This window comes from Streptomyces sp. NPDC053432 (assembly GCF_055585365.1).
The window spans coordinates 112,353-129,683 of record NZ_JBVJKF010000009.1 but is presented as its reverse complement, the minus strand read 5'-3'; the positions used below and the strand labels follow the sequence as shown (position 1 = coordinate 129,683).

12 protein-coding genes are annotated in these 17,331 nt (G+C 69.7%); 5 read left to right on the top strand and 7 right to left on the bottom strand.

The features are described from left to right. Positions 1 to 126: 126 nt before the first annotated feature. The 7 genes from ACZ6Y1_RS17270 to ACZ6Y1_RS17240 all read right to left on the bottom strand — a co-directional run bounded on the left by ACZ6Y1_RS17270 (position 127) and on the right by ACZ6Y1_RS17240 (position 11,025). On the bottom strand, positions 127 to 1,179 hold the full coding sequence (locus ACZ6Y1_RS17270; RefSeq protein WP_469629531.1) for an ABC transporter ATP-binding protein: 1,053 nt from the start codon (positions 1,177 to 1,179) through the stop codon (positions 127 to 129). Further along, entirely contained in the window at positions 1,172 to 2,227 is a 1,056-nt protein-coding gene (locus tag ACZ6Y1_RS17265; protein WP_469629528.1) for an ABC transporter ATP-binding protein, read from the bottom strand. The genes ACZ6Y1_RS17270 and ACZ6Y1_RS17265 overlap by 8 nt, the downstream gene beginning before the upstream one ends. Positions 2,228 to 2,240: 13 nt before the next feature. Continuing rightward, positions 2,241 to 3,200: an ABC transporter permease gene (locus tag ACZ6Y1_RS17260; protein WP_469629525.1), complete on the bottom strand. Its 960-nt coding sequence runs from the start codon at positions 3,198 to 3,200 to the stop codon at positions 2,241 to 2,243. After that, positions 3,193 to 4,140 carry an ABC transporter permease gene (locus ACZ6Y1_RS17255; protein WP_469629520.1) on the bottom strand — a complete coding sequence of 316 codons (948 nt, stop codon included), beginning with the start codon at positions 4,138 to 4,140 and terminating at the stop codon, positions 3,193 to 3,195. Before ACZ6Y1_RS17255 ends, ACZ6Y1_RS17260 begins: the two co-directional genes overlap by 8 nt. 92 nt (positions 4,141 to 4,232) lie before the next feature. Then, a complete protein-coding gene (locus tag ACZ6Y1_RS17250) occupies positions 4,233 to 5,855 on the bottom strand; it encodes a peptide ABC transporter substrate-binding protein (protein WP_469629517.1) in 1,623 nt (540 codons plus the stop codon). Positions 5,856 to 6,313: 458 nt separating this feature from the next. Beyond that, entirely contained in the window at positions 6,314 to 8,218 is a 1,905-nt protein-coding gene (gene typA / locus ACZ6Y1_RS17245) for a translational GTPase TypA (RefSeq protein ID WP_469629512.1), read from the bottom strand. A gap of 350 nt (positions 8,219 to 8,568) precedes the next feature. Then, a complete protein-coding gene (locus ACZ6Y1_RS17240; RefSeq protein ID WP_469629507.1) occupies positions 8,569 to 11,025 on the bottom strand; it encodes an ABC transporter family substrate-binding protein in 2,457 nt (818 codons plus the stop codon). 353 nt (positions 11,026 to 11,378) lie between these two features. On the opposite strand from ACZ6Y1_RS17240, the gene ACZ6Y1_RS17235 reads away from it, so the two are divergent. The 5 genes from ACZ6Y1_RS17235 (at position 11,379) to ACZ6Y1_RS17215 (ending at position 17,300) form a co-directional block, all read left to right on the top strand. Continuing rightward, the gene (locus ACZ6Y1_RS17235) at positions 11,379 to 11,609 is read left to right on the top strand and encodes a hypothetical protein (RefSeq protein WP_376659823.1); all 231 of its coding nucleotides are present in this window, start codon (positions 11,379 to 11,381) and stop codon (positions 11,607 to 11,609) included. Positions 11,610 to 11,709: 100 nt separating this feature from the next. Further along, entirely contained in the window at positions 11,710 to 12,540 is an 831-nt protein-coding gene (locus tag ACZ6Y1_RS17230) for a hypothetical protein (protein ID WP_469629503.1), read from the top strand. Position 12,541: 1 nt separating this feature from the next. Further along, positions 12,542 to 14,461: a fumarate reductase/succinate dehydrogenase flavoprotein subunit gene (locus ACZ6Y1_RS17225; protein ID WP_469629500.1), complete on the top strand. Its 1,920-nt coding sequence runs from the start codon at positions 12,542 to 12,544 to the stop codon at positions 14,459 to 14,461. Further along, the gene (locus ACZ6Y1_RS17220) at positions 14,458 to 15,234 is read left to right on the top strand and encodes a succinate dehydrogenase/fumarate reductase iron-sulfur subunit (protein ID WP_469629497.1); all 777 of its coding nucleotides are present in this window, start codon (positions 14,458 to 14,460) and stop codon (positions 15,232 to 15,234) included. Before ACZ6Y1_RS17225 ends, ACZ6Y1_RS17220 begins: the two co-directional genes overlap by 4 nt. 65 nt (positions 15,235 to 15,299) lie before the next feature. Beyond that, on the top strand, positions 15,300 to 17,300 hold the full coding sequence (locus tag ACZ6Y1_RS17215) for a protein kinase domain-containing protein (RefSeq protein ID WP_469629494.1): 2,001 nt from the start codon (positions 15,300 to 15,302) through the stop codon (positions 17,298 to 17,300). The last annotated feature ends 31 nt before the right edge of the window (positions 17,301 to 17,331 follow it).

Sequence of the window (17,331 nt, the reverse complement as noted above, 5' to 3'; positions counted from 1 at the left end):
GCCGCACCCGTCGGCCCCGCCACCAGCGCCCGCGCCCCGCCCCGCGCCCCGCAGGCAAACGCCAGGGCGCCCGGTGCCGGATGAGTCCGGTACCGGGCGCCCTGGAAGCCGTACGGCTACGCCGGATCAGACGGCCAGAACGGCCTTCTCCTCCGCGAAGTGGCACGCCGACTCGTGCGCGGCCGGGGTGTCGACACCCAGGAAGCGCGTCGGGATCGCCAGCACCGGCTCCTCCGTGGCGCACCGGTCCTCGGCCTTCCAGCAGCGGGTGCGGAAGCGGCAGCCCGACGGCGGGTTGGCGGGGGACGGGACGTCACCGGTGAGGATGATGCGCTCGCGGCCCTCACGGGCCTCCGGGTCCGGCACCGGCACCGCGGAGAGCAGCGCCTGCGTGTACGGGTGCGTGGGGTGCTCGTAGATCTCGGCGTCGGAGCCGATCTCGGCCATCTTGCCGAGGTACATGACGCCCACGCGGTCCGAGATGTGCCGGACGATCGACAGGTCGTGCGCGATGAAGACGTAGGACAGGTCGAACTCGTCCTGCAGCTTCTCCATCAGGTTGATGACCTGCGCCTGCACCGACACGTCGAGCGCGGAGACCGGCTCGTCGCAGATGATGATCTCCGGGTTGAGCGCGAGGCCGCGGGCGATGCCGATGCGCTGGCGCTGGCCGCCGGAGAACTGGTGCGGGTAGCGGTTGATGTACTCCGGGTTCAGACCCACGACGTCCAGGAGCTCCTGGACCTTGCGGCGCCGGTCGCCCTTGGGAGCCACCTCGGGGTGGATCTCGAAGGGCTCGCCGATGATGTCGCCGACCGTCATGCGCGGGTTGAGCGAGGTGTACGGGTCCTGGAACACCATCTGGATGTTGCGGCGGACGGCCTTGAGGGCCTTGCCCGACAGCTTGGTGATGTCCTGGCCCTTGTAGAAGACCTCGCCGGCGGTGGCCGTCTCCAGGCTCATCAGCAGCTTGGCGACGGTGGACTTGCCACAGCCGGACTCGCCGACGATGCCGAGGGTCTCACCGCGGTAGAGGTCGAAGGAGACCCCGTCCACGGCCTTGACCGCGCCGACCTGCTTCTTGAACAGGATGCCCTGGGTCAGCGGGAAGTGCTTGACCAGGTTGCGCACCTGGAGGATCGGCTCGCGCTCGGGGGCGTTCTTGGTGAGCTCAGCCATGGAGCTGCTCCTTCCAGAAGTGGCACGCGCTGCCGCGGCCGGGCAGCTCCGTGCCGTCCTGCTCGGTCACCTGGTGCAGGACGGGAACGTCGGTGCGGCAGATGTCCTGGGCCTTGGGGCAGCGCGGGTTGAAGGCGCAGCCCGTGGGGATGTTGAGCAGGTTGGGCGGCAGGCCCTTGATCGCGTAGAGCTCCTGGCCCTTCTGGTCCAGGCGCGGGATCGAGTCCAGCAGACCGCGGGTGTACGGGTGGGCCGGTCGGCTGTAGATCTCGTGGACCGGGGCGTTCTCGACGATCCGGCCGCCGTACATGACGGCGATCTTGTCCGCGACGTCGGCGACGACGCCGAGGTCGTGGGTGATCAGGATAAGACCCATGTTCATCTCGCGCTGGAGTTCCGCGAGCAGGTCCATGACCTGGGCCTGAACCGTCACGTCGAGAGCCGTGGTGGGCTCGTCGGCGATGATCAGCTCGGGCTCCAGCGCCATCGCCATGGCGATCATGATGCGCTGGCGCATACCGCCGGAGAACTGGTGCGGGTAGTCACCCACGCGCGCCTTGGCGGCGGGGATCTTCACGCGGTCCATGAGCTCCACGGCCTTGGCCGTGGCGTCCTTCTTCGACATGCCGCGGTGCACGCGGAACATCTCGCCGAGCTGGGCGCCGACGGTGTGCACCGGGTTCAGCGAGGACAGGGCGTCCTGGAAGATCATCGCGATCTTGGAGCCGCGGATCTTGCGGTACTCCTCGGCCGGGAGCTTCAGCAGGTCCTGGCCCTGGAACAGGATCTCGCCGGAGGGGATCCTGCCCGGGGGCATGTCCAGGATGCCCATGATGGCCTGCGCCGTCACGGACTTGCCGGAGCCGGACTCGCCGAGGACGGCGAGGGTCTCGCCGGCGTTCACCGAGTACGAGACACCGTTGACGGCCTTGGCGACGCCGTCGCGGGTGTGGAACTCGACGTGCAGGTCGCGCACTTCGAGGAGCGGGGTGCCCTCCGGCGCCGAGCGGGGCGCGGGGACGGTCGAGGTCTTGCTGATGTTGGTCAACGTACGCCCTTCCTCAGCGCAGCTTCGGGTCGAGGGCGTCGCGCACCGCGTCGCCGACCATGATGAACGCGAGAACGGTGACGCTCAGCGCGGCGGCCGGGAAGAGGAGCACGTGGGGTGCCTGCAGCCAGCGGACGGAGGCGTCGCTGACCATGAGGCCCCAGGAGATCTGCGGCGGCTGGACGCCGATGCCGAGGTAGGACAGCGCCGCTTCGGCGGAGATGTACACACCGAGGCTGATCGCGCCGACCACGATGACGGGCGCGATGGCGTTCGGGAGGATGTGCCGCAGGGTGATGCGCAGGGTGCCGGCTCCGAGGGCGCGCGCGGCGACCACGTAGTCGTTGTTCTTGTTCTGGAGCACCGACGACCGCATGATGCGGAAGATCTGCGGCCAGCCGAGGATGGCGAGCACCAGCGAGACCGTCCACGCGTTGCCCGGCAGGGCGGACATGATCAGCATGCCGCCGAGCAGCAGCGGGATCGCGAAGAAGATCTCGGTGAAGCGGGACAGGATGCTGTCCGTGATGCCGCCGACCCAGCCGGCGAGGAGGCCGAGGCCGCCGCCGACGAGGATCACCAGGGCGGTGGTGACGATGCCGACGATCACCGAGTTGCGCGCGGCGAACACGGTGCGGGCGTAGACGTCGCAGCCCTGGATGTCGAAGCCGAACCAGTGGTCCGCGCTGGGGGTCTTCAGCGAGTCCGAGAGCTGGCAGGCGCCGCTCGCGAAGGGGTCGATGGAGGTGAACCAGCTCGGGAAGGCCGCGACCACCAGCATGAACAGGACGAGGGCGGCACCGATCACGAAGACCGGGTTGCGGCGCAGGTCCCGCATCGCGTCGGACCAGAGGCTCGCCTCGCGGTCCTTCTTCTTCTTGCGGTCGGTCGCGGAGGTCGCTGCGCCGGCGGAGGAGGTGCCGGCGAGCTGGGTGTCGGTCATCGAGTCCTCCACCGTAGTTGTGTCACGCATAGCGGATCCTCGGGTCGAGCACGGCGTAGAGCAGGTCCACAAGCAGGTTGGCGATGAGGTAGACGAGGACCAGGATGGTCACACCGCCGACGACGACCGCGCCTTCCTTGAGGTACACGGACTTGGCGAGCAGGCCGCCGACGCCGTGGATGTTGAAGATCCGCTCGGTGATGACCGCGCCGCCCATGAGCGAGCCGAGGTCGGCGCCCAGGAACGTGACGATCGGGATGAGCGCGTTGCGCAGCGCGTGGTTCATGACGACGCGGCGGCGCGGCAGGCCCTTGGCGGTCGCGGTGCGCACGTAGTCGGCGCGCATCGTCTCCATGAGGCTGGTGCGCGTCAGGCGGGCCACGTACGCGAGGGACGTGGAGGCCAGGACGAACGCCGGGAGCAGGTAGGCGCGGATGCCGTCGTGCTCGTTGAAGGAGACGGGGAAGAAGTCGATGCCCCAGTCGTTCTTGAGCTGGACGCCGAGGGTCAGCTGCAGCACGAAGCCGGTGACGAACACGGGGATGGAGATGACCATCAGCGTGGAGATCAGGACCAGCTGGTCGAGGAACTTGCCGCGGCGCAGGGCGGCCATGACACCGGCCAGGACGCCGACGACGGCCTCGATGGCGAAGGCCACGAAGGCGAGGTTCACCGTGTAGGGGAAGGCCTCGGAGAACATGTCGATGACCTTGCGACCGGTCAGGGTCTCACCGAGGTCACCCTGGAGCACGCCGACGATGTAGTTCCAGTACTGCAGCAGGAACGGGTCGTCGAGGTGGTACTTCTGCCGCAGCATGGCAGCGACGAGCGGGTCTGCCTTCTTCTCGCCGGCGAGGAGCTGGATCGGGTCAGCTCCCGGCATCTTGAAGGTCAGGAAGTAGATAAGGAACGTGGCACCGAGCAGGACAGGGATCGCCTGTATGAGTCGGCGGATGAGGTAGCGGCCCATCAGACCTCCAGCAAGAACAGGGGGAAAGGGCAGGCAGACGGAAACCTGATTCCGTCTGCCCGCCCCCGGGTTCCCCTAAGTGAAGAGGGGTGTTAGTTCAGCTCGACGTTGGCCAGGTCCATGCGGCCCTGGGCGTCGACCTCAACGTTCTTCACGGTCTTGGAGTAGGCCGAAGAAGACATGTACGTGAAGACCGGGATGTACGGCAGGTCCTTGATGAGGATGTCGTCGGCCTGCTGGTACAGCTTCTGGCCGGCGGCGGCATCGGCGGACTTGTCGGCCTGGTCGAGGAGCTTCTCGAAGTCCTCGTTCACGTAGTGGCCGTAGTTGGAGCCGTTCTCGATCGCGACCTTCGAGAAGATCGGACGGAGGTAGTTCTCCATGGCCGGGTAGTCCATGACCCAGCCCATGCGGAAGGCACCCTTGTACTTCGAGGCGCCCAGGTCGTCCAGCATCTCGCCGAACTTGGTGAACGGCTTGGCGGTGACCTCGACGCCGAGGTTCGCCTTCAGCTGGTTGGCGACGGCCTCGATCCACTCCTTGTGGCCACCGTCGGCGTTGTAACCGAGCTCGATCTTGCCGCCGGGGATACCGCCGGCCTGGGTCAGGAGCTCCTTGGCCTTGGTCGGGTTGTAGGTGCCGACCTCGCCGAGGGCGCCCTTGCGGTAACCCGGGATGATCGGGCTGACGAAGTCGTCGGCCGGCTTGCGGGTGCCGTTGAAGATGGTCTTCGTGATGGCGTCCCGGTCGATGGCCATCGAGATGGCCTTGCGGATCTCGGGCTTGCCGAAGACCTCGGGGTTCTGCGCGATCGGCATGCCGATGTAGCCGACGCCGGACTCCGGCTTGTAGATGTAGCGGTCGCCGAACTCCTGGGAGACGGTGGCCATCGCCGACACGGGGAGCTTGTCGGTGATCTGGATGGCGTCGGCACGCAGGTCGTTGTACGCCGTGTCCAGGTTGTCGTAGATCTTGAAGGTGACGCCCTCGAGCTTGGCGCGACCCTCGGCCGGGTACTTGTCGTACCGCTTGACCTTGATCTGCTTGTTGTGCTCCCAGGCGCCGTCCATCTGGAAGGGGCCGTTACCGATCGGCTTCTCGCCGAAGGCCTTCGGGTCGGCCTCGAACGCCTTCGGCAGCGGGTAGAAGGCGTTGTAGCCCAGCATCGTCTTGAACTGGGAGAACGGGTCCTTCAGCGTGACGGTGAAGGTCATCTCGTCGACGATCTTCAGGCCCTTGAGCTCCTTGGCCGTGGGCTTCTTGTCCTTGCCCGGCGCCAGCTCGTCGGAGCCCTCGATCTTCGAGAAGAACGGCAGGCCCTCGGCGGCGTTGTCCTGGTTGGCGCCCCAGTTCCAGGCGCGGACGAACGACGCGGCGTCGACCTTCTCGCCGTTGTGGAAGGTGAAGCCGTCCTTGACCTTGATCGTCCAGGTCTTCGAGTCGGTGGTCTCGATCGACTGGGCGGCCGCGAGCTTCGGCTCGTTGGTCTTGATGTCGTAGTCCACCAGAGCGGTGAAGACCGCGTTCAGGACCTCGGCGCCCTCGGACTCCGCGGTGTTCTGACCGACCAGGCCGTGCTGCGGCTCACCGAGCTGCACGGTGATGTTGCCGCCCGCCTTGCTGCCGGCGTCGTCCTTGCTGGTGCTGCAGGCCGTGGCGGCCATCGCCACGATGACGGCACCCGCGACCCACTTGGCGCTCGTTGCTCCGCGCATGGGTAATTGCCTCCTCAGGAGTCACTGTCGATACGTGAAGGTCCCGGCCCGCTGACACCCCTGACAGCGAAATCCGGTCCCATCGTGTGTGCTCGTGAGTCGGCGCTCCCCACAGCGCGTGACCCATTGACCCGAGCTCAATGGAGCCATCCTCAGGGACGCCCAACCGGTAAACCACACTTAAGTGGTCTCGTTTTCACAACATCACCTCATGTCGAAAACCCGAAATCCGGACAAACGGATAGGAGACAGACACGTGCGAAACGGACGGTTAGCTCATCTTCCGGAGTGTCACGGTCGGTATCCGGACACCAGAACGCAACAATCCGCTTGACAGAAGCGAACAGCCCCTCCCGTCACGGAATACGTGACGTGAGGGGCTGCTGTGTTCTGCGGTGTTTCGGCCGATCATCCGCCGACCCGTCGCCGCCCAAGCGGCGACCGGGTTGGCGAGGGTACTACTTCGCGGACTTGGCGCGCGAGGCGGTGCGCGAGCGCTCCTTCTGGTCCAGGACGACCTTGCGGATGCGGACGGCCTCGGGGGTCACCTCGACGCACTCGTCGTCGCGGCAGAACTCCAGGGACTGCTCCAGGGAGAGCTTGCGCGGCGGGACGATCGCCTCGAACGTGTCCGCGGAGGAGGAGCGCATGTTGGTGAGCTTCTTCTCCTTGGTGATGTTCACGTCCATGTCGTCGGCGCGCGAGTTCTCGCCGACGATCATGCCCTCGTACACCTCGGTGCCGGGGTCGGTGAACAGGACACCGCGCTCCTGCAGGTTGGTCATCGCGAACGCGGTGACCGCACCGGCGCGGTCGGCGACCAGGGAGCCGTTGTTACGGGTGACCAGCTGGCCGAACCACGGCTCGTGGCCCTCGTGGATCGAGTGGCCGATGCCGGTGCCGCGGGTCTGGGTCAGGAACTCCGTACGGAAGCCGATGAGGCCGCGGGACGGAACGACGAACTCCATGCGGACCCAGCCGGAGCCGTGGTTCGACATGTTGTCCATGCGGCCCTTGCGGACGCCCATGAGCTGCGTGACGGCACCCATGTGCTCCTCGGGCACGTCGATCGTCATGCGCTCGACGGGCTCGTACGTCTTGCCGTCGACCTCCTTGGTGACGACCTGCGGCTTGCCGATGGTCAGCTCGAAGCCCTCGCGGCGCATCTGCTCGACCAGGATGGCGAGCGCGAGCTCACCGCGGCCCTGGACCTCCCAGGCGTCCGGACGCTCGGTGTCCAGGACGCGCAGCGAGACGTTACCGATCAGCTCGCGGTCCAGACGGTCCTTGACCTGGCGGGCGGTGACCTTGCGGTCCTTGACCGCGGCCTTGGCGTCCGCGCCCTTGCCGGAGCCGCCGCGGCCGACCATCGGGGAGGTGTTGGTGCCGATGACCATGGAGATGGCCGGCTCGTCCACCGTGATGAGCGGCAGGGCGATCGGGTTCTCCGGGTCGGCCAGGGTCTCACCGATCATGATCTCGGGGATACCGGCGACGGCGCAGATGTCACCGGGGCCGGCGACCTCGGCGGGCTTGCGGGTGAGCGCCTCGGTCATCATCAGCTCGGTGATGCGGACGTTCGAGATCGAGCCGTCACGCTTGATCCACGCGACCGTCTGGCCCTTGCGCAGCTCGCCCTGCTCGACGCGGAGCAGCGCGATGCGGCCGAGGAAGTTGTCGGCGTCCAGGTTGGTGACGTGCGCCTGGAGGGGGGCCTCCTCGTCGTACACCGGGGCCGGGACGTGCTCCAGGATGGTGGAGAAGAACGGCTCCAGGCTGTCGCTGTCGGCGGGGACGGTGCCGTCCTCCGGCTTGGTCAGCGAGGCGATGCCGTCACGGCCGCAGGCGTAGACGATCGGGAACTCGATCTGGTCCTCGTCGGCGTCCAGGTCCAGGAAGAGGTCGTACGTCTCGTTGACGACCTCGTCGATCCGGGAGTCCGGACGGTCCGTCTTGTTGATGCAGAGGATGACGGGCTTCCGCTGCTGGAGCGCCTTGCGCAGGACGAAGCGGGTCTGGGGCAGCGGACCCTCGGAGGCGTCCACCAGCAGGACGACGGCGTCCACCATCGACAGACCGCGCTCGACCTCACCACCGAAGTCGGCGTGGCCGGGGGTGTCGATGATGTTGATCGTGATCGGGGCCCCGCCGTCCTTGGGGTGATACTTCACCGCCGTGTTCTTGGCGAGGATCGTGATGCCCTTCTCACGCTCCAGGTCGTTCGAGTCCATCATGCGGTCGTCGAGCTGCTGGTGGGCGGCGAAGGCACCGGCCTGCTTGAGCATGGCATCGACGATGGTCGTCTTGCCATGGTCGACGTGGGCGACGATGGCGACGTTACGGATGTCGTGGCGCGTGGGCACTTCGGCGCTTCTCCCGGGATAAGTGGATGGCGTCGCGTACGGTCCGGCACGCTCGCCTCGGCCGGGCGAAAACCTGCCACGGCCTTACCCCATGGTACGTCGCGCAGCGGGAACCGCCTGCCGGGGGGGTCTGTCAAGAGGCTGGACGTATGAGCGCGGCCGAGTTCGGGGTGGGGTGCCTCGGTCGCCGGTCCTGCCGGGAATCATGCGGGTCAACGGGCAGATCAGTGGGTGTGCCAAGACCTTGCCCGCCGGGGATTCCGGCGGGCAAGGGACTTGAGTCACATCTGAGGTTGTGACCCTCCGGTCAACCGGACAGGCACCTTTTTGTCATCACTTCTTGGGCCGGGCTACTTCTTCTTGTCCTTGGCCGTCGGCGGCTTCTTCCAGCCGATGTCCTGGAAGCGGGGAGCACCGAGGCCGAAGGCTCCGGCGTTGACCACGCCGGGCTTGACCGCCACCAGCTCGGGCCGCTGGTAGAGCGGGATGGAGCCGGCGGCGGCCCAGATCCGGGCGTCCGCCTTGCGCATCAGGTCGCGGGACTCGTCCTCGTCCAGGGAGCCGAGCGCCTGGTCGAAGAGCTGGTCGATCTGGTCCGTGCCGACCCGGGTGTAGTTCTGTTCGACGAGCAGCGAGCCGTCCGCGGCCGGCTCCGGCTTGGCGAAGATGGGCCGGGCGTCGGTGGCGGGGTAGGCGGTGGCCGGCCAGGAGTAGAGGGCCAGGTCGTACTGTCCGGCCGCGATGTGGTCCTTGAAGAAGCTCTCGTCGGCGACCTTGGTGATCTCGGCGTTCACGCCGATCTTCCGGAGCTCCTGGGAGATCCGCTCGCCGACGGTGCGCAGGGACTCCGAGCCCGGCCCCGCCGGGACCACGAAGCGCAGCGTCAGCGGCTTGCCGTCCTTGGCCAGCACGGAGCCGGAGTTGCGCACGGCCTGCTTGGCCGGGGCCGGGGAGCCCTGGGCGGCGGGCTCGGCGGCCTCCGCCTCACGGGCCGGGCTGCGCTTGCCGTCTTCGACGGCCGCCATGCCCGCGGCCTGGGTGAGGAGGGACTTCTCCTGCTGGGCCGTGAAGGGGGCGGGGGCCAGCACCGGTGAGGGCCGGACCCCGGACGCGCCCCGGGCGAAGACGTCGGCGTCGACGATCTCCCCGTCGGGGCCGTACGCGTCCGCGGCCAGGGCTCCGTCGCCGCTGTGGCCCTCGGGGCCCTCGGGGCGGCTGCCCAGCGTGCCCTGGTGCTCCCGGCGGGCCGCCGAGGTGGTCACCGCGCGCAGGTCGGAGGCGGCCGAGTGGAGCTCGCCGTTGTTCTGGTCGTCCTGGCCGACGATGTAGAGGCCGTCGTTGCCGGTGCCCGGGCCGGAGGCGGTCGAGGGGGTCTTCGAGTCGTCCTGCTTCTCGCTCTGGGGGCCGGCCTTGGCGCCGGGCGGCTCGGTGATCTTGCCGCCGAGGCGCCAGCCGGCGTCCGCGAGCAGGGCCTGCGCCGCCTTGGTGTCCAGGCCTCCGAGGGAGTCGCTGTTGTCCTCGTACGCGCGCTGCCCGGCCAGGGCGAGGTGGCTGCCCACCGGCTTCGCGGGCAGGCCGAGCGGCTTCAGCACGAGCTCGGCGAGCTGCTTGCGGTCCAGGGCCCGGGCCACCGCCCGGCGCACCCGCTCGTCGGTGAGCGGGCCGGAGGCCCCGTTCATGGCGAGCTGCGTGTAGGCGGGCTCCAGGGACTTGCGGACCGTGAAGTTCCGCAGGGCCGTCTGCTCGTCGGCGTACCGTTTCACCGCGTCGGCGTGCTTCTGGCGGTTCTCCTTCTCGGCCGTGGCCTTGGCCTCGTCCGCGCCGAAGGCGTTCGCCCACGACAGGGTGGCCTGCGCCGGGGTCAGCGCGGCGGCCGGTCCGTGCGCGGGGGCCCCGCCCTGGCCGGAGCCGGCCTTGCCGGACGCTTCCTTGTCGGCGGCGTCCTTCTGGGCCAGGGCGATCCGGTCGGCGCCCGACCGGTCGATTTCCGCCAGATCGAGCTTGCCCGCGGCCAGCGCAGCCGGCCGGTCCGCCCGGGGCACGGCCGTCAGGACCAGGGAGTCCAACTTGGCCGGGGCTCCCCACCAGCGCGGGTTGCGGGTCAGGGCCACCGTGCCCGTCTTCTTGTCGACCGCGCCGAGCGCGAAGGGCCCCGCGGTCGCCTTGAGCGTGCCCCGGGCGCTCTCGTTGAAGGCGTCCGGGGTGCCGGTGACCTGCTTGGGGTAGAGCGGGGTGAACAGGGAGCGCCAGTCCGCGTACGGCTTGACGAAGGTGACCTTGACCTCCAGGTCGGTCTTGCCCCGTTCGATCTTCTCGATCCGCTCGTAGCCGGCGTTGCGGGCGGTCCAGTACGCCGAGTCCTTGCCGTTCAGGGCCCGCCACTGCGCCACGAAGTCCGCCGCGCCGATCTCGCGGCCGTCGCTCCACACGGCCTGCTGGTTCAGCTTGTACAGGACGACCTGCTTGGGCTCCCGCTCAACGACCTCGGCCTTCTCCAGGTAGTCCGGATTGGCCACCGGACGCCCCCTGGCGTCCAGGACGAACAGCTGCGGCAGCACCGCCCCGGCGATCCGGCTGGTGGCGGCGTCGGCATCCGCCTGGAAGGTGTTCAGGGTCTCCGGGAGGCGGTCCACCGCCCAGCGCAGCGTGCCGCCGTCGGCTACCTGGTCGCGCTTGGTCGCGGCGATGTCCTGTCCGGCGGCGGCCGGGCCGCCCTCGTCGTCACCCGCACCGCAGCCCGCGAGCAGCGGCAGGGCGAGGACTCCCGAGGTCAGCAGCGCCAAGGACCTGCGCCTTCTCTGGGACATGGGTGGTACCTCCGGGGCGGGACGTGGGGGGACGCATGATCACGTTCGGCGGTATATGGAGCTGATCACACCGGTTGCCGAAAACCACTGAAATCGACATCCCGCCGCACCCCCCGCACCGGCCCCTCGCCACGCCGCGAACCCCACCCGTGCGGACCAATGCGGTTTGCGCGCCGAAGGAGCGTTCCCCCGGGGGAGGGATGAGAATGGGGGCAGGGAGGGGCGCACAGTTCACGCCTGCGCGCCCGCAATCGCTGCACGTCCCTTCACAACCGGGGACGCGAAGCGCGACACTCGCAGGCGCACATGAGCGTTGCCATTGCCACCGCACTCTGCGGAAGTGAGGTCACATCATGTCCCTGCAAGACGATCTGACCGCCGTACGACGCAACCTGGACGAGCTGACCCGCAAGGTCGAGCAGCTGGAGCAGCAGGCCAGGCGGCAGAAGCCCGGGAGCTCGACGCCGGCGGCCGCTCCGGACCCGTCCCGGATGGTGACGGTTCCGGACACCCCGTACGACGCCACGCTGTGGCAGGACGTCGACGACGAGGGCCTCGGCGCCCGCGACCGCCGCGCCCCCTGACCGGCCGGCTCCCCCGCACACCCCCGCACACCCCATCTGGCCCGGCCGCCCCGCGGCCGGGCCTCCTGGGCCACCCTCATCACTCCACCCGGAGTCACCTTTGGCCACAGGCACGGAACCACCCCAGCAGCAGCGGCGGCCCGCCGGCGTCCACGACGCCTCGCGGGCCGCGATCTCCGCCCGGCACCTGCGCACCGACCGGTGGTGGCTGGCCCCCGCCGGCACCGCGGCCGGGCTGTTCGCCTTCATCGTCTACTCGACGTGGCGGGCCTTCGCCAACGCCGACTACTACGCGGCCCCGTACGTCTCGCCCTTCTACTCCCCGTGTCTGGCGGAGAACTGCGTCCCGATGAAGGGCGGCCCGAACTGGGAGGTCTTCGGCAGCTGGTGGGTCCTCTCCCCCGCCCTGCTGATCCTGGTCTTCCCGCTCGGCTTCCGTCTGACCTGCTACTACTACCGCAAGGCCTACTACCGGGGCTTCTGGGCCTCGCCGCCGGCCTGCGCCGTCGCCGAACCGCACGCGACCTACACGGGCGAGACCCGCTTCCCGCTCATCCTCCAGAACGCGCACCGCTACTTCTTCTACGCGGCGGTCCCGGTCGCGGGCATCCTCACCTACGACACCGTGCTGACCTTCCGCGACGGGAACTACGAGTGGGGCCACATGGGCCTCGGGACCCTGCTGTTCCTGGTCAACATCACGCTGATCTGGGCCTACACGCTGTCCTGCCACTCCTGCCGGCACATCATGGGCGGCCGCCTCAAGCACTTCTCCAGGCATCCGGTGCGCTACCGGCTGTGGGGCTGGGTCAGCCGGCTCAACGCCCGCCACATGCAGCTCGCGTGGGCGTCGCTGATCAGCGTCGCCCTGTGCGACTTCTACGTGTACCTGCTCGCCACCGGCGCCTTCACAGACCCGAGGTTCTTCTGACATGGCTCAAGTCGACCGGCAGCAGTGGGACGTGGTCGTGGTCGGCGCGGGCGGCGCCGGGTTGCGGGCCGCGATCGAGGCGCGTGAGCGGGGCGCCCGTACGGCCGTGATCTGCAAGTCGCTCTTCGGCAAGGCCCACACGGTGATGGCGGAGGGCGGGATCGCCGCCTCCATGGCCAACGTCAACGAACACGACAACTGGCAGGTGCACTTCCGCGACACCATGCGCGGGGGCAAGTTCCTCAACCAGTGGCGGATGGCGGAGCTGCACGCGAAGGAGGCCCCCGACCGGGTCTGGGAGCTGGAGACCTGGGGCGCGCTCTTCGACCGCACGCCCGACGGGAAGATCTCCCAGCGCAACTTCGGCGGGCACGAGTACCCGCGCCTCGCGCACGTGGGCGACCGTACGGGCCTGGAACTGATCCGCACCCTCCAGCAGAAGATCGTCCAGCTCCAGCAGGAGGACTTCAAGGAGTACGGGGACTACGAGGCGCGGCTCAAGGTCTTCCAGGAGTGCACGGTCACGCGGGTTCTGAAAGATCGCGGCCTCAAGGACGGAGGGAGGGTCTCGGGGACCTTCTGCTACGAGCGCGAGTCCGGCCGCTTCTTCGTACTGGAGGCCCCCGCGGTGGTCCTGGCCACGGGCGGGATCGGCAAGTCCTTCAAGACCACCTCGAACTCCTGGGAGTACACGGGCGACGGCCACGCGCTGGCCCTGCTCGCCGGTGCGCCCCTGCTGAACATGGAGTTCGTGCAGTTCCATCCCACGGGCATGGTCTGGCCGCCCTCCGTGAAGGGCATCCTCGTCACGGAGTCGGTCCGCGGCGACGGCGGGGTGCTGCGCAACTCCGAGGGCAAGCGGTTCATGTTCGACTACATCCCCGACGTGTTCAAGGAGAAGTACGCCGAGTCGGAGGAGGAGGGCGACCGCTGGTACGAGGACCCGGACAACAACCGGCGCCCGCCCGAGCTGCTGCCGCGCGACGAGGTGGCGCGGGCCATCAACTCCGAGGTGAAGGCGGGCCGTGGCTCCCCGCACGGCGGTGTCTTCCTCGACGTGTCGACGCGGATGCCCGCCGAGAAGATCAAGCGGCGGCTGCCTTCCATGTACCACCAGTTCAAGGAGCTGGCGGACGTGGACATCACGGCGGAGGCGATGGAGGTCGGCCCGACCTGCCACTACGTGATGGGCGGGATCGCCGTCGACTCCGAGACCGCCGCCGCCCTCGGCGTGCCCGGGCTCTTCGCGGCGGGCGAGGTCGCGGGCGGGATGCACGGCTCGAACCGGCTGGGCGGCAACTCCCTGTCCGACCTGCTGGTCTTCGGCCGCCGGGCGGGGCTGCACGCGGCCGAGCACGCCGCGGCCGCCGGTGAGGCCCGGCCCGCCGTCTCCCAGGAGGCGATCGACGCGGCGGCCGCGGAGGCGCTGGCCCCCTTCCACGCCGCCGACGGCGCGGAGAACCCGTACACGCTCCACCAGGAGCTCCAGACGACCATGAACGACCTGGTCGGCATCATCCGGCGGGCCGGCGAGATGTCCGAGGCCCTGGAGAAACTGGCGGGCCTGCGCGAGCGGGCCTCCCGGGCGGGGGTGGAGGGGCACCGGCAGTTCAACCCGGGCTGGCACCTCGCCCTGGACCTGCGCAACATGCTGCTGGTCAGCGAGTGCGTGGCCCGCGCCGCCCTGGAACGCACCGAGAGCCGGGGCGGGCACACCCGCGAGGACTGCCCGGCGATGGAGCGGAGCTGGCGCCCGGTGAACCTGCTGTGCCGGCCGGTCGACCCGGTGCCCGGGGACCCGGCGGCCGACCGGATCGACCTGACCCGGGTGCGCACCGAGCCCATCCGTCCCGACCTGCTCGGGCTCTTCGAGAAGGAAGAGCTGGCCAAGTACCTCGCCGAAGAGGAGCTGCACGGATGAGTACGTACGACGCGAGCTTCCGGATCTGGCGGGGCGACGCGGAGGGCGGATCGCTCAGGGACTTCACCGTCGAGGTGCACGACGGGGAGGTGGTCCTGGACATCGTCCACCGGCTCCAGGCCACGCAGGCCTCGGACCTCGCGGTGCGCTGGAACTGCAAGGCCGGCAAGTGCGGCTCGTGCAGCGCGGAGATCAACGGCCGGCCGCGGCTGATGTGCATGACGCGCATGTCGACCTTCGAGCGGTCCGAGACGGTCACGGTCACCCCGCTGCGCGCCTTCCCGGTCGTCCGGGACCTGGTCACGGACGTGTCCTTCAACTACCACAAGGCCCGGGAGGTACCGGCCTTCGTACCGCCGGAGGGGGTGGCCCCGGGCGCGTACCGCATGCAGCAGATCGACGTGGAGCGCTCGCAGGAGTTCCGCAAGTGCATCGAGTGCTTCCTGTGCCAGGACACCTGCCACGTGGTGCGTGACCACGAGGAGAACAAGCCCGCCTTCGCCGGTCCGCGCTTCCTGATGCGGGTGGCGGAGCTGGACATGCACCCCCTGGACGCGGCGGCCGAGGCGGGCCTGGACCGCAAGCGCACCGCGCAGGAGGAGCACGGGCTCGGCTACTGCAACATCACCAAGTGCTGTACGGAGGTCTGTCCCGAGGGCATCAAGATCACCGACAACGCGCTGATCCCGCTGAAGGAGCGGGCGGTGGACCGCAAGTACGACCCGCTGGTGTGGCTCGGGAGCGTGATCCGGCGCCGTTCCCACCCCCGGTAGCCCGCGCGGCGTACAGAATGCCCCCTGGCGAGCGTCTGCTGACGTGACATCAGGGGGCTTCTGCAATGCGCGTGGGTGATCGGCTGTCGGGGCGGTACCGGCTCGACGCGCGTCTCGGGGCGGGCGGGATGGGCGAGGTCTGGCGGGCCCACGATCTGCACCTGGAACGGCCCGTAGCGGTGAAGGCGCTGCTGGAGGCGGCGCACGGCGACGAGTTCGTCGCCCGCTTCCGGCGCGAGGCCACCATCGGGGCCCGGCTCCAGCACCCGGGGATCACGGTCGTGCACGACGTGGGGCAGGAGGAGGGGCGGCTCTTCATCGTGATGGAGCTGCTGTCCGGCGAGGACCTCGGGAGCGTCCTGGCCCGCGAGCGGGACGGGCTGCCGGTTGGCACCGCGCTGGACCTGGCCGCCCAGACCGCGGAGGCCCTGGCGGCCGCGCACGAACAGTCCGTGGTGCACCGGGACCTGAAGCCCGCGAACCTCTTCCTGCTGCCCGGCGGCCGGGTCAAGATCTGCGACTTCGGCATCGCGCACTCCGCGGACGCCACGGCGGGCTGGACGGTCACCGGGCAGGCGATGGGCACCATCCCCTACATGGCACCCGAGCAGTGCCTGGGCCGGCACGTGGACGCCCGCTGCGACCTGTACGCGCTGGGCTGCGTGCTGTACGCCCTGCTGAGCGGGGAGCCGCCGTTCGGCGTGGACGGGTCGCCGTTCGTACTGATGCGCAGGCACGTCGACGATCCGCCGCCGCCGCTCGCCGTGCGGCCCTCGGTGGCCGGGCTGGTGCGGGCCCTGCTCGCGAAGGATCCGGCGGACCGGCCTCCGTCGGCGAGGGCCGTGGCCGAAGCCCTGCGGGATTCGAAGGGTGCGGGCGCCGTCGCCGCCACCGTCCGGTACACGCGGGAGGCGGTCGGCGCGGGGCCGCCGGCTGCGGATGCGCTCCCGGCTGCGGGGCCGGCGGCCCCGGCTGCCCCGGCCGGAGCGACCCGGTGGTCCACCTCGGTGAGGTCGGCCTCCCTGCACCGGGCCGGGGACGGCATGGCCTGGAGCAGGGGGAACGAGGTGGGCTTCGTACGGGCCGACTCCGGGGTGTCCCTCTGGACGGCGGACGCGGACGCGGGGGTACCGGCTCCGGCGCTGACCGGGCGGACCACGGTGGCCCTGACGGCGGACGCCACGGACGGCTCCGTGTTCGCGGCTGTGGAACGGCGGGAGGGTCACGGTGTCCGGCTGCTGGCCCGGGAGCCGGCCGACGGGCGGGTGCGCTGGTGGCGGGACCTGCCCGCGGAGACGGCCGTGGGCCCGCGCGCGGACCATGACTCCCCCGCGCCGTTCGCAGTGGCGGCGGGGCTCGTCCTGTACGGGGGCCGAACGGCGGTGAAGGCCCTGAGCGCGGCCTCGGGGGAGGAGGTCTGGAGCCGCCGCGGGCCGTACGACGACTCGCTGACGCTGGCCACGGGCCCGGACTCCCTGGTGCTCGTGGAACGGAACCGGATGACGGGCCTGCAGCTGCGGAGCGGCGGGCTCCTGTGGTCGGGGCCGCCCGGCGCGGACGCGACGGTGGCCCCGGCCGGCCCGGACGTGCCTCTCGGGCCGGTCCACGTGATGTCCGGGCGGTCGGTGCGCACCCTGCACCAGCGCGACGGCCGGACGTTGTGGACCGTCAACGTGGACATCCCGGCCCGGCAGCTCCTGGTCCGGCCAGGGGTGGTGTACGCGGCCGGGTCGTCCCCCCAGAGGCCGGGGGACGCGGTGTTCGCCATCGAGGCCGAGTCCGGCCGGGTGGTCTGGCAGAGGGACGTCGTCCGGCGGTACCACACCGGGAAATGCGTCCTCGACCTGCTCGGCATCCGTGGGGAACTGCTGTACGTGAAGTGCACGCTGGCCGCCCCCCGTCAGAACAACGGCTCCAAGGACCCGTTCGTCACCGCGCTCGACCTCGGCACGGGCCGGCCGCAATGGCGATGGGACCACCCCGGGATCGGGCGCCGTGACGCCGTCCTGCACGAGGACTCCCTTGTGCTCCCGCTGCCCGGGCTCACGGCGATCGCCCTGCCGTGAGTCCTCCGGGTGCGGAGCCGGGAAACGGCCC